This window comes from Citrobacter sp. Ca225 (assembly GCF_030337175.1).
Taxonomy (GTDB): domain Bacteria; phylum Pseudomonadota; class Gammaproteobacteria; order Enterobacterales; family Enterobacteriaceae; genus Citrobacter_A; species Citrobacter_A amalonaticus.
Map to the genome: position 1 here is coordinate 86,371 of NZ_JAOWCD010000046.1, position 21,024 is coordinate 107,394.

Below are 21,024 nucleotides of genomic sequence, written 5' to 3' on the forward strand. Positions count from 1 at the left end.
GAGGTAATCATGGCTATTGAACGTACTTTTTCCATCATCAAGCCAAACGCGGTGGCAAAAAACGTTATTGGTAATATCTTTGCGCGCTTTGAAGCAGCAGGGTTCAAAATCGTCGGTACCAAAATGCTGCACCTGACCGTTGAACAGGCGCGCGGTTTCTATGCTGAGCATGACGGCAAACCGTTCTTTGACGGTCTGGTCGAGTTCATGACCTCTGGTCCGATCGTGGTGTCCGTGCTGGAAGGCGAAAACGCGGTACAGCGTCACCGCGATCTGCTGGGTGCAACCAACCCGGCTAATGCCCTGGCGGGTACGCTGCGTGCCGACTACGCCGACAGCTTCACTGAAAACGGGACTCACGGTTCGGATTCAGTGGAATCCGCCCAGCGCGAAATCGCCTATTTCTTCGGTGAAGGCGAAGTGTGCGCTCGCACTCGCTGATCCCTTCGGGAATAATTTTCGGTAAATGCCGCGTGCAAACGTGGCATCCTTGCGCCAGACTTTGTACAATGCAACGCCCCGGATGAGCACAGCTTACCGGGGCGTTTCTTTTCAACCTCCCATGGGCCATAACGTGTAACAACGAGGCCGGAAAAAATTATGTCTGAATTAGTTAACACTTCCGAAATCATCACCCCTGCGGTTCCTGCGAAAAATGGCAAAATCAACCTGCTGGATCTGAACCGTCAGCAGATGCGCGAATTCTTTAAAGAGATGGGTGAGAAGCCGTTTCGCGCTGACCAGGTGATGAAATGGATGTACCACTATTGCAGCGACAACTTTGATGAGATGACTGACATCAACAAAGTGCTGCGCAACAAGCTCAAAGAGGTGGCGGAAATCCGCGCACCGGAAGTGGTTGAAGAACAGCGCTCCTCCGATGGCACCATCAAATGGGCAATTGCCGTGGGTGATCAGCGCGTCGAAACGGTGTATATCCCGGAAGATGATCGCGCCACGCTGTGCGTCTCTTCGCAGGTGGGTTGTGCGCTGGAATGTAAATTCTGTTCAACCGCACAGCAGGGTTTTAACCGTAACCTGCGCGTTTCTGAAATTATAGGTCAGGTCTGGCGTGCGGCGAAAATTGTCGGCGCGGCGAAAATCACCGGTCAGCGTCCAATCACCAACGTGGTGATGATGGGGATGGGGGAACCGCTGCTCAACCTGACTAACGTTGTGCCAGCCATGGAAATCATGCTTGATGATTTCGGCTTCGGTCTGTCCAAGCGTCGCGTCACGCTGTCGACTTCCGGCGTCGTGCCTGCGCTCGACAAATTAGGTGACATGATTGACGTCGCGCTGGCGATTTCGCTGCACGCGCCGAATGACGACATTCGTGACGAAATTGTACCAATCAACAAAAAGTACAATATCGAAACCTTCCTGGGCGCGGTTCGCCGCTATCTGGAGAAATCCAATGCCAACCAGGGACGCGTCACTATTGAATACGTCATGCTGGATCACGTTAACGATGGCACAGAGCATGCGCATCAACTGGCAGAGTTGCTGAAAGACACGCCTTGTAAAATTAACCTGATCCCATGGAACCCGTTCCCGGGGGCACCTTATGGACGTAGTTCTAATAGCCGTATTGACCGTTTCTCTAAGGTGCTGATGAGCTACGGCTTTACCACCATTGTGCGTAAAACGCGCGGTGATGATATTGACGCTGCCTGCGGACAACTGGCGGGGGATGTGATTGACCGGACTAAACGTACTCTACGTAAGCGTATGCAGGGTGAGGCTATCGACGTTAAAACCGTCTGATGCACATTGCGCTACAGCCGGATTTTTGTGCTGTGGCGCAATGTAATTTGCATGAGGGCCAGGGTTGTACTTGTCCGGTCAATAATAACGGTGCGTTTTTGTCGACTTTAAGGCAGTATGTACGGCGCGACAATAGTTTAGCCCTCAGGCTTAAGCTGTTTTTGTTAAGAGTCAGCAGAGAGGTTTATACTGTTTGACTCAGGTTGACTGAACCGATTTTCGCGGTGTGGGTGGGCATTGTGACTCACCGGCGCCTGAACCCTAATTTTCACCAGCAGCTGTAGCGAATGAATACTGAAGCCACTCACGACCAACATGAAGCACAATCCACCGGCGTTCGCCTACGTAATGCCCGTGAACAACTCGGACTCAGCCAGCAGGCTGTCGCTGAGCGACTTTGCCTGAAGGTATCCACCGTACGCGACATTGAAGACGATAAGGCGCCTGCCGACCTGGCTTCAACGTTCCTGCGCGGATACATTCGCTCTTATGCACGCCTGGTCCATATTCCTGAAGAAGAACTGTTACCGGCTCTGGAGAAACAGGCTCCGGTTCGTGCGGCGAAAGTGGCACCGATGCAGAGCTTCTCATTAGGCAAGCGTCGTAGAAAGCGTGATGGCTGGTTGATGACGTTTACCTGGCTGGTGCTGTTTGTGGTGGTCGGCCTGACGGGCGCATGGTGGTGGCAAAACCACAAAGCGCAACAGGAAGAGATCTCCACGATGGCCGATCAATCCTCTGCTGAGCTGAACGCCAACAGCGAAAACACACAAAGCGTGCCGCTGGACACCAGCGCGACGGCAACTCAGGACAACACGCCAGCGGCAACCGGTCCGGCGGAGACGGTGCAAACGCCTGCGCCGACGACGGCACCTGCGGTTGACCCGCAGCAGAACGCCGTAGTCGCGCCTTCTCAGGCCAACGTTGATACCGCTACAACCTCTCCTGCGACACCGGCAACGCCGGATGGCGCGGCACCGTTGCCGACCAATCAGGCGGGTGTGGAAGCCGCTGCGGATCCAAACGCGCTGGTGATGAACTTTACCGCCGATTGCTGGCTGGAAGTCAGCGATGCGACAGGTAAAAAGCTGTTCAGCGGAATGCAGCGTAAAGATGGTAATTTAAACCTGACCGGTCAGGCACCTTACAAGCTTAAAATTGGCGCGCCGGCTGCGGTGCAGATCCAGTATCAAGGAAAACCTGTCGATCTGAGCCGTTTTATCAGAACTAACCAGGTTGCGCGTCTGACCCTAAATGCCGAACAATCACCGGCGCAGTAATAGACGGGTAACGCGGGAGATTTTTCATGCATAACCAGGCTCCAATTCAACGTAGAAAATCAACGCGAATTTACGTTGGGAATGTGCCGATTGGCGATGGGGCTCCCATCGCCGTCCAGTCGATGACCAACACGCGGACCACGGACGTGGAAGCGACGGTTAATCAGATCAAAGCGCTGGAACGCGTTGGCGCTGACATTGTTCGTGTCTCCGTACCCACGATGGATGCCGCAGAAGCCTTCAAACTGATCAAGCAACAGGTTTCTGTTCCGCTGGTCGCCGACATTCACTTCGACTACCGTATTGCGCTCAAAGTGGCGGAATACGGCGTTGACTGCCTGCGGATTAATCCAGGCAACATCGGCAATGAAGAGCGTATCCGCATGGTGGTGGATTGCGCGCGCGACAAGAATATCCCGATTCGTATCGGTGTTAACGCCGGATCGCTGGAAAAAGATCTACAGGAAAAGTACGGCGAACCCACGCCGCAGGCTTTGCTGGAATCGGCAATGCGCCATGTGGATCATCTCGATCGTCTGAACTTTGATCAGTTCAAGGTCAGCGTAAAAGCGTCTGATGTTTTCCTCGCCGTTGAATCCTATCGCCTGCTGGCGAAGCAAATCGATCAACCACTGCATTTAGGGATCACCGAAGCCGGTGGTGCGCGCAGTGGTGCGGTGAAATCGGCAATCGGTCTTGGCCTGCTGCTGTCCGAAGGGATTGGCGATACGCTGCGCGTTTCGCTGGCTGCCGATCCGGTGGAAGAGATTAAGGTTGGCTTCGATATCCTGAAGTCTCTGCGCATTCGTGCTCGCGGGATAAACTTCATCGCCTGTCCGACCTGCTCGCGTCAGGAGTTTGACGTGATCGGCACGGTCAACGCCCTGGAGCAGCGTCTGGAAGACATCATTACGCCGATGGACGTTTCCATCATTGGCTGTGTCGTTAACGGACCGGGTGAAGCACTGGTTTCGACGCTGGGCGTGACGGGTGGTAACAAAAAAAGCGGCCTCTATGAAGACGGCGTGCGAAAAGATCGTCTGGATAACAGCGATATGATTGACCAGCTTGAAGCCCGTATCCGCGCCAAAGCGACGATGCTCGACGAAGCGCAGCGGATTAACGTGCAGCAGGTTGAAAAATAATAACGTGATGGGAAGCGGCGTGCTTCCCGTGTATGATTGAACCCGCATGGCTCCCGTATCGCTCGGGGAAGCGCTGAGGGTTCATTTTTATATTCAGAAAGAGAATAAACGTGGCAAAAAACATTCAAGCCATTCGCGGCATGAACGATTATCTGCCTGGCGAGACCGCCATCTGGCAGCGCATTGAAGGCACACTCAAAAACGTGCTCGGCAGCTACGGTTACAGTGAAATCCGCTTGCCGATTGTAGAGCAGACCCCGTTATTCAAACGCGCGATCGGCGAAGTGACCGACGTGGTTGAAAAAGAGATGTACACCTTTGAGGACCGCAATGGCGATAGCCTGACGCTGCGTCCGGAAGGCACGGCGGGCTGTGTACGCGCCGGCATCGAGCATGGTCTCCTGTACAATCAGGAACAGCGCCTGTGGTACATCGGGCCGATGTTCCGCCACGAACGTCCGCAGAAAGGGCGCTATCGTCAGTTTCATCAGTTGGGTGTCGAAGCCTTTGGTCTGCAAGGGCCGGATATTGATGCCGAACTGATTATGCTTACCGCGCGCTGGTGGCGTGCGCTGGGTATCGCTGAACATGTCAATCTTGAGCTGAACTCCATCGGATCGCTGGACGCGCGTGCAAACTACCGCGATGCGCTGGTGGCATTCCTGGAGCAGCACGTTGAGAAACTGGACGAAGACTGCAAACGTCGCATGTACTCCAACCCGCTGCGCGTGCTGGATTCAAAAAATCCGGACGTACAGGCGCTGCTCAACGATGCTCCTCAGCTTGGCGACTATCTGGATGACGATTCCCGCGAACACTTTGCTGGCCTGTGCAAACTGCTGGAAGCCGCAGGGATTGCCTACACTGTCAACCAGCGTCTGGTTCGTGGCCTCGACTACTACAACCGCACCGTGTTTGAGTGGGTCACCAGCAGCCTGGGCTCACAGGGCACCGTCTGTGCGGGCGGTCGTTATGACGGACTGGTTGAGCAACTCGGCGGTCGCGCGACGCCGGGAGTGGGCTTTGCAATGGGCCTGGAACGCCTTGTTTTACTGGTTCAGGCAGTTAATCCGGAATTTAAAGCCGATTCTGTTGTCGATATATACCTGGTCGCTTCAGGTGCGGATACGCAGTCTGCGGCAATGACACTGGCTGAGCGCGTGCGTGATGAAATCCCGGGCGTGAAGCTAATGACAAACCACGGCGGCGGCAACTTTAAGAAACAGTTTGCCCGAGCTGATAAATGGGGTGCCCGCGTTGCACTGGTGCTTGGCGAGTCCGAAGTGGCCGCCGGTACTGTCGTAGTGAAGGATTTGCGCTCCGGTGAGCAAACTGAAGTTGCACAGGATAGCGTTGCAACGCATTTGCGCACGTTAATGGCTTAAGGAGAAGGACTGCGTGGAAATTTACGAGAACGAAAACGATCAGGTTGAGGCGATTAAACGCTTCTTTGCCGAGAACGGCAAAGCCCTGGCTGTTGGGGTTATTTTAGGTGTTGGTGCGCTGGTAGGCTGGCGCTACTGGAACAATCATCAGATTGAGTCCGCACGCTCTGCTTCTCTGTCATATCAAACCGTGGTGAGTTCGCTCAGCGCGGGTAAAGCGGAAGACCTGTCAGCCGCAGAGAAATTTGCTGCCGACAATAAGAACACCTACGGCGCGTTAGCGTCGATGGAACTGGCGCAGCAGTTTGTCGATCAGAATCAACTTGAGAAGGCCGCAGCCCAGCTTCAGCAGGGACTGGCCGCCACGAGTGATGAGAATCTTAACGCAGTGATCACGCTGCGTCTTGCTCGCGTTCAGATTCAACTCAAGCAGGCGGATACGGCGCTGAAAACCCTGGAGAGTGTGAAGGGTGAAGGATGGGCGGCGATTGTTGCCGATCTGCGCGGCGAAGCGCTGCTGAGCAAAGGTGATAAACAAGGTGCGCGTAGTGCGTGGGAAGCGGGCGTGAAAAGTAACGCCTCCCCGGCACTGAGCGAAATGATGCAGATGAAAATCAATAATTTGTCCATCTGAGAGGGACCCGATGCAATTGCGTAAATTACTTCTGCCAGGGCTGCTTTCCGTTACCCTGTTGAGCGGCTGTTCACTGTTTAGTGGCGAAGAAGACGTTGTTAAAATGTCCCCATTACCGGTGGTTGAAAATCAGTTTACCCCGTCTACGGCCTGGAGCACGTCTGTAGGTAATGGTATCGGCGATTTCTATTCCAACCTCCACCCGGCGTATGCCGATAACGTGGTCTACGCAGCCGATCGCGCTGGCGTGGTGAAAGCGTTAAATGCTGATGACGGCAAAGAAATCTGGTCGGTGAACCTGGGTGAGAAAGATGGCTGGTTCTCGCGTTCGTCAGCCCAGTTGTCTGGCGGCGTAACGGTTGCAGGCGGTCACGTCTATATCGGCAGCGAAAAAGCGCAGGTTTATGCGCTGAACGCAGCGGACGGTACGGTTACGTGGCAAACCAAAGTGGCTGGCGAAGCGCTTTCCCGTCCGGTAGTCAGTGACGGCATGGTGCTGATTCATACCAGCAACGGTCAGTTGCAGGCACTGAACGAAGCCGATGGCGCCATTAAGTGGACCGTGAACCTGGATATGCCTTCGCTGTCACTGCGTGGCGAATCTGCGCCGGCAACCGCCTTTGGTGCGGCCATTGTCGGTGGCGATAACGGCCGCGTGAGCGCCGTACTGATGCAGCAAGGCCAGATGATTTGGCAGCAGCGTATTTCTCAGGCGACCGGTTCTACAGAGATTGACCGTCTGAGCGATGTGGACACCACTCCGGTCATCGTCAATGGCGTCGTTTACGCCCTGGCTTATAATGGTAACCTGACCGCGCTGGATCTGCGCAGTGGCCAGATCATGTGGAAACGTGAACTGGGCTCGGTGAATGACTTTATCGTCGACGGCAACCGTATCTATCTGGTGGATCAGAATGACCGCGTACTGGCGTTGACGACCGATGGCGGCGTTACGCTGTGGACGCAAAGCGATCTGCTGCACCGTCTGCTGACTTCCCCGGCGTTGTATAATGGCAACCTGGTGGTGGGTGACAGCGAAGGGTATCTGCACTGGCTTAACGTCGAAGATGGCCGTTTTGTGGCTCAGCAGAAAGTAGACAGCTCCGGCTTCCTGACTGAACCGGTCTCTGCTGATGGCAAGCTGCTGATCCAGGCCAAAGACGGTACCGTGTATTCCATTACACGTTAATCGTCCTGGTCGTACGCTTTAAAAAACGGCTCCTGGTGCAGGGGCCGTTTTCCTGTTTTTAACAACGGCGCAAAAATCGCGTCTGTTGTCTGATGATTTTTAAAATGAGGCTTTAAACATGGTACCTGTGGTCGCGCTTGTCGGGCGCCCTAACGTCGGAAAATCCACGTTATTTAACCGTCTAACTCGCACCCGAGATGCGCTGGTGGCGGATTTCCCGGGTCTGACTCGTGACCGTAAGTACGGTCGTGCGGAGATTGAAGGCCGTGAGTTTATCTGCATCGATACCGGCGGGATTGATGGCACCGAAGATGGCGTAGAAACCCGTATGGCGGAACAGTCGCTACTGGCAATTGAAGAGGCGGATGTGGTGCTGTTCATGGTGGATGCGCGCGCTGGCCTGATGCCTGCCGATGAAGCGATCGCCCAGCATTTACGCTCTCGTGAAAAACCGACGTTCCTGGTCGCCAACAAAACGGACGGACTCGATCCGGATCAGGCTATCGTTGATTTCTACTCGCTGGGCCTGGGTGAAATCCATCCGATCGCCGCGTCTCATGGCCGTGGCGTGCTCAGTCTGCTGGAACACGTTCTGCTGCCGTGGATGGACGATGCCGCGCCGCAGGAAGAGGTGGACGAAGACGCCGAATACTGGGCACAGTTTGAAGCTGACGAGAACGGTGAAGAAGAGCCTGAAGATGACTTCAATCCGCAGGATCTGCCGATTAAGCTGGCGATTGTCGGTCGTCCGAACGTCGGTAAGTCCACACTGACTAACCGTATTCTGGGTGAAGACCGCGTGGTCGTTTATGATATGCCGGGCACCACGCGTGACAGTATTTATATCCCGATGGAACGTGATGAGCGCGAATACGTGCTGATCGATACCGCCGGGGTACGTAAACGCGGGAAAATCACCGATGCGGTAGAAAAATTCTCCGTTATCAAGACGTTGCAGGCGATAGAGGACGCTAACGTGGTGTTGCTGGTGATTGATGCCCGCGAAGGTATCTCTGACCAGGATTTGTCGCTGCTGGGCTTTATCCTCAATAGTGGGCGCTCACTTGTCATCGTAGTGAACAAGTGGGACGGCCTGACGCAGGAAGTGAAAGAGCAGGTGAAAGAGACGCTGGACTTCCGTCTGGGCTTTATCGATTTTGCGCGTGTGCATTTTATCTCTGCGTTGCATGGCAGCGGTGTCGGCAACCTGTTTGAATCCGTCCGCGAAGCCTATGACAGCTCCACCCGTCGCGTTAGCACGGCGATGCTGACCCGAATCATGACGATGGCGGTTGAAGATCATCAGCCACCGCTGGTCCGTGGTCGTCGCGTGAAACTGAAATATGCTCATGCGGGGGGATATAACCCGCCGATTGTGGTGATTCACGGTAACCAGGTCAAAGACCTGCCGGATTCCTATAAGCGCTACCTGATGAACTACTTCCGTAAATCGCTGGAAGTGATGGGGACGCCGATCCGTATTCAGTTTAAAGAGGGCGAGAACCCGTATGCCAACAAGCGCAATACGCTGACCCCGACTCAGATGCGCAAGCGTAAACGTCTGATTAAGCACATCAAAAAAAGCAAATAATTCATTACGCCCTCTCCCGGCGGGGAGGGCGCCATCAACAGGAATATGAGGAGGAAGTGTGGAACTCATTTGTCCCGTTTGTCAGCATCCGCTCGATCGTCATGGCGATAACGCACATTGTGAAACCTGTCAGACAGACTTTAGCGTAGAAGCGCGTTGCCCGGACTGTCATCAGCCGCTCCAGGTTTTAAAAGCCTGCGGCGCAGTCGATTATTTCTGTCACAACGGTCACGGACTGATTTCGAAAAAACGCGTTGAGTTTGTGCTGTCGCAGGATTAATCGCAGATACAGGCTTCGCCCTTTTGCCAAAGATCGACCAGTGAGGCTGGCGCATCGTTTTCCGGTACCAGTACGATGATGTCGGTAACGCCTGCCTGATTATGCTGTGTCCAGATGATCTGTATGCGAAAGTAGCGCTGGTCGCCGCGACCCGGCGATCCCGTCTGTCCCGGAGGCATACCGACGGTCAGGCTCTGCCGGAGAATGTCGGCCACGCGCTGACGCTGAACAGTCGATAAGGTCGACAGCGCAATTTTGCGCTGCCGTGCCAGTTTGGGCATAAACGCGACGCCACCTTCCCGGGCCAGTTCTACCACGGCGTCATCAGTTAATTCTGGGATCTCCATTCACATCACTCCTGTGGCTTTCCAGGCCGCTTCTATCGCTTTCGCCGTTTCCGCGCCGCTGCGCTTGTCGCCGTGATAAACGGTTAAGCGGGCAAAATCAATGAAGTCTGCATCCTGTGCCAGTTGTCGATCGCAGACCGTATCATACCAGGCATAACCTGCTTTTTCCCATGCGTAGCCGCCGAGCGCGGTGGCTGCCAGATAAAACGCCCGGTTCGGGATGCCAGAGTTAAGATGAACACCGCCATTGTCTTCGCGTGTCTTAATAAAGTCCCGCATATGCGCAGGTTGTGGGTCTTTCCCAAGCAACGGGTCGTCATAGGCTGTGCCCGGTGCTGACATGGAGCGCAATCCCTTTCCATTAATGCCGTCCGCCAGCAATCCTTGCCCGATAAGCCAGTCAGCCTGATCGGCGGTTTGTTTGAGATGATACTGTTTAACCAACGCACCAAATACATCGGAAACCGATTCGTTGAGCGCCCCGGCCTGTTCAAAGTAAATCAACCCTGCTTCTGATTCGGTGATCCCGTGTGCCAGCTCATGAGCCACGACATCAATGGCAATCGTAAATCGATTAAATATCTCACCATCGCCGTCGCCAAAGACCATCTGCTGACCGTTCCAGAACGCATTCTGGTATTCATGCCCGTAATGCACGGTCCCGGTGAGAATTAAGCCTTTGTTATCCAGCGAGTCGCGGCGCCAGTTTTTCCAGAAAAAGTCATGCGTGACACCGAGGTAATCATAGGCTTCGTCCACTGCAACATCCCCGTTTGAGGGATGGCCTTCATAGCGCACCTGCGTGCCGGGTAATTCCTGCCTGTTTTTCGCATCGTAGATATCACGTTCAAGTTGACCGGGTTGATTCACATGCGGCGCCGCAGGTTTTCCGGGCATGTGCGCCATCAGGGTTTGTACGTGAGTCAGCGTCTGGCGTGCGCACTGTTGCTGCATCGCCGAACCGCTTTCAATAATGCGTCGCAGGATATAGGGCGGGATCACACTGTAAGCATGGGACATAAGGCTCTCCTGAGTCTGGCAATGCCGAAAAAGTAAGCATGTTAAGTGTAAATCATAGAAGCAAACCTGCAGGAAAGTCGGACAAATCAGCGCTGCTGAAAGTGGCGCAACTGACTATCAGGGTTTACGTTTTTAACGACGCATAAGGTGAGGGGAACAATGAATAAACATGTCGCGTTGGGGATGACGGGTTTCTCACTGATTGCTGTGACTTACGGAATGGCGCGATTTTCATGGGGAATCATGCTGCCTGATATCCGTCAGGCGATTCCCTTCACGCCAGAAGTTGCCGGGATAATTGCGGCCTGCAGCTATGTTGCCTACTGTTTATCCGTTTTTTTGGTCTCCTTTCTGACGGATCGCTTTGGTCCACGACTCCCGGCCGTTCTGGCGGGGATCACCGCAGCAATTGGATTAGTTATCCTGGCGTTGGCGTATTCCCCCCTTATTCTGGCGACAGGTCTTTTTATCGCCGGGCTCAGCTCCGGGCTAGCCTCACCGTCCCTTGCCGCAGCGGTGAGTAAGCGAATCTCAGCGGAACGGCAAACCCAGGTAAATACCCTTATCAACGCTGGAACGAGTGGGGGGATCATCCTGTCGGTTCTGGTGTTACGGGTTATGTCGGGCAACTGGCGCCTGGCATGCATCGTCTTTGCAGTCATGGCGCTATTTTGCCTGTTTGCAGTACTGCGTACGTTGCCAAGGGAACGTGCGGAACAACTCCGATCGCCGCCGCGCTGGCGCGTTGTCCTTGCGAAATCGGGGATGTTTCGCCTGCTGGTGATAGCCTTTGTTAGCGGTGTCGCCAGCGCGGCATGGTGGAGTTTTGGCCCCGAATTGCTGCAGCGCCATACCGGGCTGGACAGTGCCATCACCCATATGCTGTGGCTGGTCAGCGGTGGTGCAGGAATTGCCGCTGTATTTACCGGAAGTGCGGCAAAGCGTATCGGTATGCGCGGGGTTTACTGTTGCTCGCTGCTGTTTATGGCGGTTTCGCTAGTGTCCCTGGCGCTAAGCCACGGTTTCGCCTGGTGGCTGTTTCCGGTGGCGGCGTTAAACGGGGCGGGATATGTCATTTTATCCGGTGTGCTGTTGGTGCGGGGCGCCGCGCTGGCGGAGCCTTCACCAGCGGCGGGCGTCAGTCTGGCTTTCCTGATGCTGGCCGTTGGGCAAATTGTTGGCTCAGTGGCATTTGGTCAGCTTTATGGCGCGATTGGCGCGGCGGGGGCACTGGTTGTTTTTTCTGGGCTGTCGGGGGCATTGCTGTTCATTTCACCTGAAGACGAACGCTAGCCTGATGTCAGGCTTTTTTTCGCGCGCGTTTTTTCACCGGCGTTATGCTTTTGACTTCACTTTCTACCCAGCCGTCTTCCAGCCGGGTCGTCATCACATCACCGGCTTTCACTTGTGTCACTTTTTTCAGCACTTTGCCGTCGGTGGCCGTAGAGACGCTGTAACCACGCGCCAGGGTCGAGAGTGGGCTGACCGCTTCCAGGTGGGTAACTGCGTTGCCAAAGCGTTCCCGCGTGGCGCTCAGACGGGAACGCACATTCTCCGCCAGACGATATTCCAGTTGCTGAATGCGGGTTTGCGCACGATGAATGCGTGGCTGCGGATTTTGCTGGTTCAGGCGTTGCAGCAGACGGGATTGCCGCTGGCTGGTGCGCTTCAACTGGCCGTCGATGGCCACGTTCATACGCTGATTCAACCTCTCCAGTGCCGTCTGCTGACGAGCGAGACGCAACTGCGGATGTTGCTGTTGCAGGCGATGATAAATCTGAGTGAATCGACGACTGCGGTTCGCCAGAAAGTAATCCATCGCCATGCCGAGACGCTGCTGTGCAGACAGGATCTGACGCAGCAACTCCTGCTGATTGCGGCTGACCATTTCAGCGGCGGCCGAAGGCGTCGGCGCACGCAGGTCGGCAATAAAATCGGCAATGGTGACGTCCGTTTCATGGCCGACGGCGCTGACTACCGGAATCGCGCTGGCAAAAATAGCCCGTGCGACACGCTCGTCGTTAAAGCTCCATAAATCTTCCAGCGAACCGCCGCCGCGACCGACGATCAGGACATCACACTCCTGGCGCGCATTCGCCAGTTCGATTGCACGGACAATCTGCCCCGGTGCGTCGTCACCCTGGACGGCGGTCGGATAGATGATAACCGGTAAAGAGGGATCGCGACGTTTCAGAACATGGAGAATATCGTGCAGTGCGGCCCCGGTTTTCGAGGTAATCACCCCCACGCAGTGGGCGGGAGAGGGAAGTGACTGCTTATGCTGCTGATCAAAAAGCCCTTCAGCCTGCAGTTTAGCTTTTAACTGTTCATACTTTTGCTGGAGCAGACCTTCACCGGCAGGCTGCATGCTTTCGACGATAATCTGATAGTCGCCGCGCGGCTCGTACAGGGTGATATTGGCGCGAACCAAAACCTGCTGGCCGTGCTGGGGGCGAAAGGTCACCCGACGATTGCTGTTGCGGAACATGGCACAGCGAACCTGTGCCGTGTCATCTTTTAGCGTGAAGTACCAGTGCCCCGATGACGGCTGTGAGAAATTGGAAATCTCGCCGCTGATCCAGACCTGTCCCATTTCCTGTTCTAACAGCAGACGAACCGTCTGATTAAGGCGGCTAACAGTAAAAATTGCGGAGGTCTGAGAGGATAACATGTGAGCGGGATCAAATTCTAAATCAGCAGGTTATTCAATCGATAGTAACCCGCCTGAGCAGGAGCGCAAGCATTATTTGCAAAAAAGTGTGGATGCAACCGATTACGCTCTGTATAATGCCACGGCAATATTTATCCACCCCCAGGTTAGAGATATTGCCCATGCTACGTATTGCTAAAGAAGCTTTGACGTTTGACGACGTCCTCCTCGTTCCCGCTCATTCCACCGTTCTGCCGAATACTGCTGACCTCAGCACGCAGTTGACGAAAACGATTCGTCTGAACATTCCTATGCTCTCCGCAGCGATGGATACCGTGACTGAAGCGCGCCTCGCGATTGCACTGGCACAGGAAGGTGGCATTGGTTTTATCCACAAAAACATGTCGATTGAGCGTCAGGCAGAAGAAGTCCGCCGCGTGAAAAAACATGAATCTGGCGTAGTAACTGACCCGCAAACCGTTCTGCCGACGACTACCCTGCGTGAAGTGAAAGAACTGACTGAACGCAATGGCTTTGCAGGTTATCCTGTCGTGACCGAAGACAATGAGCTGGTTGGGATCATCACCGGTCGTGACGTGCGTTTTGTCACCGATTTGAGCCAACCGGTCAGCGTTTACATGACGCCGAAAGAGCGTCTGGTCACCGTTCGCGAAGGCGAAGCGCGTGACGTCGTGCTGGCAAAAATGCACGAGAAACGCGTCGAGAAAGCGCTGGTTGTTGATGACAGCTTCCATCTGCTCGGTATGATCACCGTAAAAGATTTCCAGAAAGCTGAACGTAAGCCGAACTCCTGTAAAGATGAGCATGGCCGTCTGCGCGTTGGCGCTGCGGTTGGCGCAGGCGCTGGCAACGAAGAGCGTGTTGATGCGCTGGTCGCGGCAGGTGTTGACGTGCTGCTGATTGATTCTTCTCACGGCCATTCTGAAGGTGTTTTACAGCGCATTCGTGAAACTCGTGCGAAATACCCGGATCTGCAAATCATTGGCGGTAACGTGGCGACCGGCGCGGGGGCTCGTGCCCTGGCGGAAGCGGGCGTGAGCGCGGTGAAAGTGGGTATTGGCCCTGGTTCCATCTGTACCACTCGTATCGTGACTGGCGTGGGTGTGCCGCAGATCACCGCAGTGTCTGATGCTGTTGAAGCGCTGGAAGGGATGGGGATTCCCGTTATCGCTGACGGCGGTATCCGTTTCTCTGGCGATATCGCCAAAGCCATCGCGGCTGGCGCAAGCGCGGTGATGGTGGGTTCCATGCTGGCGGGCACGGAAGAATCCCCGGGTGAAATCGAACTTTACCAGGGCCGTTCCTACAAATCCTACCGCGGCATGGGCTCTCTGGGCGCAATGTCCAAAGGTTCTTCTGACCGTTACTTCCAGAGCGATAACGCCGCAGACAAACTGGTGCCGGAAGGTATCGAAGGCCGCGTTGCCTATAAAGGCCGCCTGAAAGAGATTATTCACCAGCAGATGGGCGGCCTGCGCTCCTGTATGGGGCTGACCGGCTGTGGTACTATCGACGAATTGCGTACTAAAGCGGAATTCGTACGTATCAGTGGTGCGGGTATTCAGGAAAGCCACGTTCACGACGTGACCATCACCAAAGAGTCCCCGAATTACCGTATGGGCTCCTGATAAGTTTCCGCGCCCGGTTTTAACCGGGCGTTTTGTTATTGTTTCACTTGCCTCGGAATTAGCGTCAATGACAGACAATATTCACAAGCATCGCATTCTCATCCTTGATTTCGGATCGCAGTACACACAACTGGTTGCACGTCGCGTACGTGAACTGGGCGTTTACTGTGAACTGTGGGCGTGGGATGTAACTGAAGCACAGATTCGCGAGTTTAATCCTAGCGGCATCATTCTTTCCGGTGGCCCGGAAAGCACCACGGAAGCAAACAGCCCACGTGCACCGCAATACGTTTTCGAAGCCGGCGTTCCGGTCTTCGGCGTGTGCTACGGCATGCAGACGATGGCGATGCAGTTGGGCGGTCATGTTGAAGGGTCGACTGAGCGTGAATTCGGCTACGCGCAGGTTGAAGTTGTAACCGACAGCGCGCTGGTTCGCGGTATCGAAGACTCCCTGACCGCTGACGGCAAACCGCTGTTGGATGTGTGGATGAGCCACGGCGATAAAGTGACGGCAATTCCGTCCGACTTCGTCACCGTTGCCAGCACCGAAAGCTGCCCGTTTGCCATTATGGCGAACGAAGAAAAACGCTTCTACGGCGTTCAGTTCCACCCGGAAGTGACCCATACCCGTCAGGGGATGCGTATGCTGGAGCGTTTTGTCCGCGATATCTGCCAGTGTGAAGCGTTGTGGACGCCGGCAAAAATCATCGACGACGCCGTTGAGCGTATCCGCCAGCAGGTTGGCGATGACAAAGTGATCCTCGGCCTTTCCGGTGGCGTGGACTCTTCCGTCACGGCGATGCTGCTGCACCGTGCGATCGGTAAAAACCTGACCTGTGTCTTCGTCGATAATGGTCTGCTGCGTCTGAATGAAGCCGGGCAGGTGATGGATATGTTCGGTGATCACTTTGGTCTGAACATTGTGCATGTTCCGGCTGAAGATCGTTTCCTGACCGCGCTGAAAGGCGAGAACGATCCGGAAGCGAAACGTAAGATCATTGGCCGCGTTTTTGTTGAAGTCTTCGACGAAGAAGCGCTGAAGCTGGAAGATGTGAAATGGCTGGCGCAGGGCACCATCTATCCTGACGTTATCGAATCTGCCGCTTCTGCGACCGGTAAAGCGCATGTCATCAAATCTCACCATAACGTAGGTGGTCTGCCTAAAGAGATGAAGATGGGTCTGGTTGAGCCGCTGAAAGAGCTGTTCAAAGACGAAGTGCGTAAAATTGGTCTGGAACTGGGCCTGCCGTACGATATGCTCTACCGTCACCCGTTCCCGGGACCAGGTCTGGGCGTGCGCGTGCTGGGTGAAGTGAAGAAAGAATATTGCGACCTGCTGCGTCGTGCGGACGCTATCTTCATTGAAGAACTGCACAAAGCCGACCTGTACAACAAAGTGAGTCAGGCGTTCACCGTGTTCCTGCCGGTTCGCTCTGTTGGCGTGATGGGCGATGGCCGTAAATACGACTGGGTGGTTTCTCTGCGTGCGGTTGAAACCATCGACTTCATGACCGCGCATTGGGCACACCTGCCGTATGACTTCCTGGGCCGTGTGTCTAACCGCATCATCAACGAAGTGAACGGCATTTCCCGCGTCGTGTATGACATCAGCGGTAAGCCGCCAGCTACGATCGAGTGGGAATAATATCCCCACACGTCACTGACGTATAATCGACAAAACCCTCTGTTTAGACAGGGGGTTTTTGCTTTATTTGGGCGTATAAAAGACCAAATGGCGTCTGTCTGAAATAACAGGATTAACGTTGAGCAGGCGTTTCGACAGAAAGAGTAGACTGTTGCGCGTCTTTTTTGTCCTGATGATGATGCCAGGCGCCGATAGAAGAGTAGACAAAACGTCCAAAAAAGAAGATAAAGCTGATAAGCAATACGATACGGGTCATGCGACTGTTAAATCGATGTCGTTTTCGCATACTGGTTGCCTGACTCACAAAAGGTTCCTTAAGGGATGCCCATACGGGCGATAGATACATTAAGGCACACTGTGTCAGGCGGGTCAATTCTTGATTATGTAAAATTGCGTCAGTTGAATCATATCTCGTTGTTATGAAGAATAATGATATTATTTACATTAATAATATGAGAATGATAACACCGTGAAATAAAGGTAATAATTGATTAATGGGGACGGAATTATTTGATATACGTCAAAAATAACTTCCCGTTGATAACTAAAATCTGTGCGACATGTATGGTGAGTTTTTCATCTTAATTTTGACGTCAGGTGGGATGCCTGTCTGATTCACCCCTTAAGGATCCAGGGGTTCCGCTGAGCGTCTATGCGACTGAATAAAACTTATATTGCAATCAGAGATAAGTGGTGGGGACTGCCTCTGATTTTGCCTTCCCTGTTTTTACCGCTCGTGAGCCATACGAATACCTATGCGCATGTGGCCACCGGGGATGTCATCCTTTTCTACTTACCGTTATCACTCATGATGAGCCTGATGATTTTTTTCGGTTGGGCGGCATTACCCGGTATTGTTCTGGCGGTTTTTATTCGCAAATATCCGCAGGTAGGTCTGGCGGAAACATTGCCTGTTATTGCGCATTTTCTTATTGCTGTCGTGCTCAGCTGGGGCGGTTACCGTGTTTTTACGCCCCGACGTAACAACATCTCGCATGGTGACGCGCAGCTGGTCTTCCCCCGCATTTTTTGGCAAGTTTTTTGCCCCGCAACGCTATTTCTGGTGCTTTTCCAGTTCGCAGCCTTTGTGGGGTTGTATGAAAGCAAGTTGAGCTTAATGGGGGGAACACCATTTAACATCAACGCATTAATAAACTACCAGGGTATTCTGGTGGGCAATTTGATTGGTGTACCGCTCTTCTACTTTATTATTCGCGTTATTCGTAACCCGCTACATTTACGCGGCTATTATTCGCAATTAAAGTTACAGTTTGATGCCAAGGCCTCGCAAAAAGAGATCATTATTTGGTTGCTGGTATTGTCCGCTTTAATGTCTTTGCTTTGTATGCCACTGAATGAAAATAGTTCCATATTCAGCACGAACTATACTATGTCATTATTACTCCCGGTTATGTTATGGGGAGCGATGCGTTATGGCTATCGATTCATATCACTGCTATGGGCGCCAGTTTTAATTATTGCGATCCATAATTACAGAAGCTATACGCCCTATTATTCAGGTTACGATGTACAACTGGCGATTACCTCTTCCAGTTTCCTGGTTTTTTCTTTTATTGTGAATTACATGGCGGTGCTGGCGACGCGTCAGCGGATTGTGAGCAGTCGTGCCCGACGGCTTGCGTTTCTTGATCCGGTTGTCCATCTTCCCAATCTTCGTGCGCTCAACCGCGCGCTGAGAAATACGCCCTGGTCTGCGTTGTGCTTTCTGCGCGTTCCTGAACTCGAGTTTCTCGTGAAAAATTACGGAATAATGCTGCGTATCCAGTACAAGCAACAGCTCTCCCACTGGATTGCCGAAAAGTTGGGTCCTGATGAGCATGTTTACCAAATGTCCGGGCCTGACCTGCTGCTACGCTTAAATACAGAGTCACATCAGCAACGCATTGACGATCTGGATGAGCATATCAAGATGTTCCGGTTTGTCTGGGATGGCATGACGTTCCAGCCACAGGTGGGGATGAGCTATTGCTATGTGCGTTCCCCGGTAAATCACATTTACCTGTTGCTGGGGGAGTTGAGCACGACGGCTGAGCTGTCCATCATGACCAACACGCCGGAAAATTTAGAGCGTAGTGGTGCGATGAACATGCAGCGTAATCTGCGAGACAAAGTCGCAATGATGAACCGGTTACAGCATGCGCTGGAGCATGACCGTTTTTGTCTGATGGCGCAGCCAATCGAAGGGCTTCGCGGCGATGTTTATCATGAGATTTTACTGCGATTGCTGGATGATGACGGTGGCATGATCAACCCTGATGCCTTCCTGCCCGTCGCGCATGAGTTTGGTCTCTCCTCGAGAATTGATCTCTGGGTTATCGAACACACGTTACGCTTTATGGCGGAGAATCGTGCGCAGATGCCTGCCCGTCGCTTTGCGCTTAACCTGTCGGCGTCCTCGGTCTGTCGGGCCAGGTTTGCGCAGGATATCAGCAAACTGCTGAGCAAATACCAGATCGAAGCCTGGCAATTGATATTTGAAGTGACAGAAAGTCAGGCGCTGATGAATGCCGGACAGGCGGAGGCAACGCTGCAAAATCTGCAACAACTGGGCTGCCAAATCGCTATTGATGACTTCGGTACGGGTTACGCCAGTTATGCAAGGCTGAAAAACGTTAACGCCAATATTCTGAAGATTGACGGTAGTTTCATCCGCAATATCGTTTCGAATAGCCTCGACTATCAGATTGTGGCCTCAATCTGTCATCTGGCGCGTATGAAGAAAATGCAGGTGGTCGCTGAATTTGTCGAAAGCGAGGAGATTCGCCATGCCGCGATCTCTCTGGGGATTGACTATATGCAGGGATATTTAATCGGTGTGCCGCAGCCGTTAAGCGACACGCTGAAAGAGCAGGTGCCAGTGACTGGCACCTGAGTGTGCTTCACGCGGCGATTTCCGGTGAGCGTTCTTCTTCAATTTTCAGACGCCAGCCGGTCACCGCTTCCCAGTATTGCTGTTCTTTTTCCAGATCGAGCAAAACCAGCGCGTTCTGGCTGAACCAGTCGTGAGGGAAACGCAGGGTCCAGTGGTTGTCATCGGTGATGAGCGTCAGCGTAGGCGGTGTGGTCGTGGCCTGGCGCTGGTTGTTCAGCAGTACGCCAAGACGCAATAGCTGAATGAGCGGCAGGAACTGCTTCTTCTTAAACAGCGTAAAACGGGGGAGATCGTCCAGCTTCACCGCCTTACGATGGTAGCGAACCAGCGTGGCCATCATGGTTTGCTGCTCCTGATTAAAACCAGGCAAATCGCTGTTTTGCAGGATATACGCCGAGTGACGGTGCAGGCCGCTGTGATTAATGTTCAGTCCAACCTCATGCAACATCGCTGCCCATTTCAGCAACGCTTCAAGCTGCGGATGCGCCAGCTTCGGCTGCTGCGTTTGCCATTGGTCATACATCTGCATCGTGGTTTCCAGCACGCGTCGCGCCTGTTCGCTGTCGATATTGTACTGATTCGCCAGGCTGCTGGCGGTGCGACTGCGGACATCCTGATGGCGGAAGCGACCTTCCATTTCGTACAGCACGCCTTCGCGCAGCGCACCATCGGAAAGGCGTAACTCGCGGATCGCCAGCGCATCAAAGACACCGCATAAAATCGCCAGACCTGGAACAAAGACCGCTTTTCGCTCTTCAGATAACCCCGGCAGGCTTAGCGACTCGAAACTGCGGTGTTGCAGCAGTTCGGTTACCAGTCGGTCCAGACGTTCTGGGGTGATGAACCCGTCTTTCTCGCCCATTTCTAAGAGCACTTCGTGCGCGGCTTTGATGGTGCCAGAGGCCCCCAGCGCAACGTTCCAGCCCTGAATACGGAATTGCCAGGTCAGGGTTTCAAGCTTCTGCGCCGCCGCCATTCTGGCACGCTGGAAGTTTTCCTTGCTGATGACGCCGCCGGGGAAATAGATCTGGGCAAAACTGACGCAACCCATACGACGGCTTTCAACCAGCTTCGGTTCGAAGTTTTCCCCAATGACCAGCTCCGTCGAGCCGCCGCCAATGTCGATGACCAGCTTGCGGCCTTTTTCCGGTTGCGTATGTTCTACGCCCATAAAGATCAGACGCGCTTCTTCATTGCCGGAAATGATCTCGATCGGATAGGGGATAACCTTTTCCGCTCGTTTGAGAAAATCGGTGGCGTTTTGCGCCTGACGAAGCGTATGGGTACCGACAATACACACGCTGGAGGGGGCGAACCCCTGAAGACGTTCAGCAAACAGTGACAGGCAGCTTAGCCCGCGCTCCATTGCCTCTTCGCTCAGCATGTTGTCTTCGCCGAGACCATCCGCCAGATGCACGCGCTGTTTCAGGCGACCGATGATCTGCATGGCGCCATCCACCACACGGGCAATCACCATGTGAAAACTGTTTGAACCGAGGTCGACCGCCGCAAACTCCTGCGGTCGTGGGGTCTTATCATGTATTGGCAT

The 21,024-nt window shown here is 53.8% G+C and carries 18 protein-coding genes; 13 read left to right on the forward strand and 5 right to left on the reverse strand.

All coding sequences use genetic code 11. The features are described 5' to 3' along the window. The first annotated feature begins 9 nt into the window (after positions 1-9). The 9 genes from ndk to OGW13_RS02445 all read left to right on the forward strand — a co-directional run bounded on the left by ndk (position 10) and on the right by OGW13_RS02445 (position 9,271). The gene (ndk, locus tag OGW13_RS02405; RefSeq protein WP_042999829.1) at positions 10-441 is read left to right on the forward strand and encodes a nucleoside-diphosphate kinase; all 432 of its coding nucleotides are present in this window, start codon (positions 10-12) and stop codon (positions 439-441) included. A gap of 159 nt (positions 442-600) precedes the next feature. Continuing rightward, a complete protein-coding gene (gene rlmN, locus OGW13_RS02410; protein WP_042999830.1) occupies positions 601-1,767 on the forward strand; it encodes a dual-specificity RNA methyltransferase RlmN in 1,167 nt (388 codons plus the stop codon). Positions 1,768-2,054: 287 nt separating this feature from the next. Continuing rightward, entirely contained in the window at positions 2,055-3,047 is a 993-nt protein-coding gene (gene rodZ, locus OGW13_RS02415) for a cytoskeleton protein RodZ (protein ID WP_044327914.1), read from the forward strand. Positions 3,048-3,073: 26 nt separating this feature from the next. Then, complete coding sequence (gene ispG, locus OGW13_RS02420; protein WP_042999832.1) at positions 3,074-4,192, forward strand: flavodoxin-dependent (E)-4-hydroxy-3-methylbut-2-enyl-diphosphate synthase; 1,119 nt, start codon at positions 3,074-3,076, stop codon at positions 4,190-4,192. Between the two features lie 110 nt (positions 4,193-4,302). Next, entirely contained in the window at positions 4,303-5,577 is a 1,275-nt protein-coding gene (gene hisS / locus OGW13_RS02425; protein WP_042999833.1) for a histidine--tRNA ligase, read from the forward strand. 13 nt (positions 5,578-5,590) lie between these two features. Further along, positions 5,591-6,211, forward strand: a complete 621-nt coding sequence (locus OGW13_RS02430) for a YfgM family protein (RefSeq protein WP_042999834.1) — start codon at positions 5,591-5,593, stop codon at positions 6,209-6,211. Between the two features lie 10 nt (positions 6,212-6,221). Continuing rightward, positions 6,222-7,400, forward strand: coding sequence for an outer membrane protein assembly factor BamB (gene bamB / locus OGW13_RS02435; protein ID WP_061069780.1), 1,179 nt, complete (start codon positions 6,222-6,224; stop codon positions 7,398-7,400). Between the two features lie 118 nt (positions 7,401-7,518). Next, the gene (gene der / locus OGW13_RS02440; protein WP_042999836.1) at positions 7,519-8,991 is read left to right on the forward strand and encodes a ribosome biogenesis GTPase Der; all 1,473 of its coding nucleotides are present in this window, start codon (positions 7,519-7,521) and stop codon (positions 8,989-8,991) included. Positions 8,992-9,049: 58 nt separating this feature from the next. After that, positions 9,050-9,271, forward strand: coding sequence for a zinc ribbon domain-containing protein (locus OGW13_RS02445; protein WP_042999837.1), 222 nt, complete (start codon positions 9,050-9,052; stop codon positions 9,269-9,271). Here the strand turns inward: OGW13_RS02445 and OGW13_RS02450 are convergent. Beyond that, the gene (locus tag OGW13_RS02450; protein WP_042999838.1) at positions 9,268-9,618 is read right to left on the reverse strand and encodes a protealysin inhibitor emfourin; all 351 of its coding nucleotides are present in this window, start codon (positions 9,616-9,618) and stop codon (positions 9,268-9,270) included. The two genes, OGW13_RS02445 and OGW13_RS02450, sit on opposite strands and share 4 nt — an antisense overlap. Beyond that, complete coding sequence (locus OGW13_RS02455) at positions 9,619-10,638, reverse strand: M4 family metallopeptidase (protein WP_044264884.1); 1,020 nt, start codon at positions 10,636-10,638, stop codon at positions 9,619-9,621. A 159-nt stretch (positions 10,639-10,797) separates the two neighbouring features. Between OGW13_RS02455 and OGW13_RS02460 the strand changes: the two genes are divergently transcribed. After that, positions 10,798-11,931 (forward strand): MFS transporter, encoded by a 1,134-nt coding sequence (locus OGW13_RS02460; RefSeq protein ID WP_287115569.1) that lies wholly within the window; start codon positions 10,798-10,800, stop codon positions 11,929-11,931. A 7-nt stretch (positions 11,932-11,938) separates the two neighbouring features. Here the strand turns inward: OGW13_RS02460 and xseA are convergent, their stop codons facing one another. After that, entirely contained in the window at positions 11,939-13,309 is a 1,371-nt protein-coding gene (gene xseA / locus OGW13_RS02465) for an exodeoxyribonuclease VII large subunit (RefSeq protein ID WP_044328040.1), read from the reverse strand. A gap of 161 nt (positions 13,310-13,470) precedes the next feature. Between xseA and guaB the strand changes: the two genes are divergently transcribed. Continuing rightward, positions 13,471-14,937 carry an IMP dehydrogenase gene (gene guaB, locus OGW13_RS02470; RefSeq protein ID WP_042999842.1) on the forward strand — a complete coding sequence of 489 codons (1,467 nt, stop codon included), beginning with the start codon at positions 13,471-13,473 and terminating at the stop codon, positions 14,935-14,937. Between the two features lie 67 nt (positions 14,938-15,004). Next, a complete protein-coding gene (gene guaA / locus OGW13_RS02475; RefSeq protein WP_042999843.1) occupies positions 15,005-16,582 on the forward strand; it encodes a glutamine-hydrolyzing GMP synthase in 1,578 nt (525 codons plus the stop codon). Between the two features lie 112 nt (positions 16,583-16,694). Here guaA and OGW13_RS02480 read toward each other — a convergent pair whose 3' ends face one another. Beyond that, positions 16,695-16,886: a YfgG family protein gene (locus tag OGW13_RS02480; protein WP_042999844.1), complete on the reverse strand. Its 192-nt coding sequence runs from the start codon at positions 16,884-16,886 to the stop codon at positions 16,695-16,697. Between the two features lie 348 nt (positions 16,887-17,234). Here OGW13_RS02480 and OGW13_RS02485 point away from each other — a divergent pair, with 348 nt between their 5' ends. Next, positions 17,235-19,475 carry a bifunctional diguanylate cyclase/phosphodiesterase gene (locus OGW13_RS02485; RefSeq protein ID WP_042999845.1) on the forward strand — a complete coding sequence of 747 codons (2,241 nt, stop codon included), beginning with the start codon at positions 17,235-17,237 and terminating at the stop codon, positions 19,473-19,475. A 7-nt stretch (positions 19,476-19,482) separates the two neighbouring features. Here OGW13_RS02485 and ppx read toward each other — a convergent pair whose 3' ends face one another. After that, positions 19,483-21,024 carry an exopolyphosphatase gene (gene ppx, locus OGW13_RS02490; protein ID WP_042999846.1) on the reverse strand — a complete coding sequence of 514 codons (1,542 nt, stop codon included), beginning with the start codon at positions 21,022-21,024 and terminating at the stop codon, positions 19,483-19,485.

Excerpts from the sequence above, each read along its gene's own strand:
- der (WP_042999836.1), top strand. The coding sequence starts at position 7,519 with ATGGTACCTGTGGTCGCGCTTGTCGGGCGCCCTAACGTCGGAAAATCC.
- guaA (WP_042999843.1), top strand. The coding sequence starts at position 15,005 with ATGACAGACAATATTCACAAGCATCGCATTCTCATCCTTGATTTCGGA.
- ispG (WP_042999832.1), top strand. The coding sequence starts at position 3,074 with ATGCATAACCAGGCTCCAATTCAACGTAGAAAATCAACGCGAATTTAC.
- guaB (WP_042999842.1), top strand. The coding sequence starts at position 13,471 with ATGCTACGTATTGCTAAAGAAGCTTTGACGTTTGACGACGTCCTCCTC.
- rodZ (WP_044327914.1), top strand. The coding sequence starts at position 2,055 with ATGAATACTGAAGCCACTCACGACCAACATGAAGCACAATCCACCGGC.
- xseA (WP_044328040.1), bottom strand. The coding sequence starts at position 13,309 with ATGTTATCCTCTCAGACCTCCGCAATTTTTACTGTTAGCCGCCTTAAT.
- OGW13_RS02455 (WP_044264884.1), bottom strand. The coding sequence starts at position 10,638 with ATGTCCCATGCTTACAGTGTGATCCCGCCCTATATCCTGCGACGCATT.
- OGW13_RS02485 (WP_042999845.1), top strand. The coding sequence starts at position 17,235 with ATGCGACTGAATAAAACTTATATTGCAATCAGAGATAAGTGGTGGGGA.
- bamB (WP_061069780.1), top strand. The coding sequence starts at position 6,222 with ATGCAATTGCGTAAATTACTTCTGCCAGGGCTGCTTTCCGTTACCCTG.
- OGW13_RS02450 (WP_042999838.1), bottom strand. The coding sequence starts at position 9,618 with ATGGAGATCCCAGAATTAACTGATGACGCCGTGGTAGAACTGGCCCGG.
- rlmN (WP_042999830.1), top strand. The coding sequence starts at position 601 with ATGTCTGAATTAGTTAACACTTCCGAAATCATCACCCCTGCGGTTCCT.
- OGW13_RS02460 (WP_287115569.1), top strand. The coding sequence starts at position 10,798 with ATGAATAAACATGTCGCGTTGGGGATGACGGGTTTCTCACTGATTGCT.
- ndk (WP_042999829.1), top strand. The coding sequence starts at position 10 with ATGGCTATTGAACGTACTTTTTCCATCATCAAGCCAAACGCGGTGGCA.
- ppx (WP_042999846.1), bottom strand. The coding sequence starts at position 21,024 with ATGCCAATACATGATAAGACCCCACGACCGCAGGAGTTTGCGGCGGTC.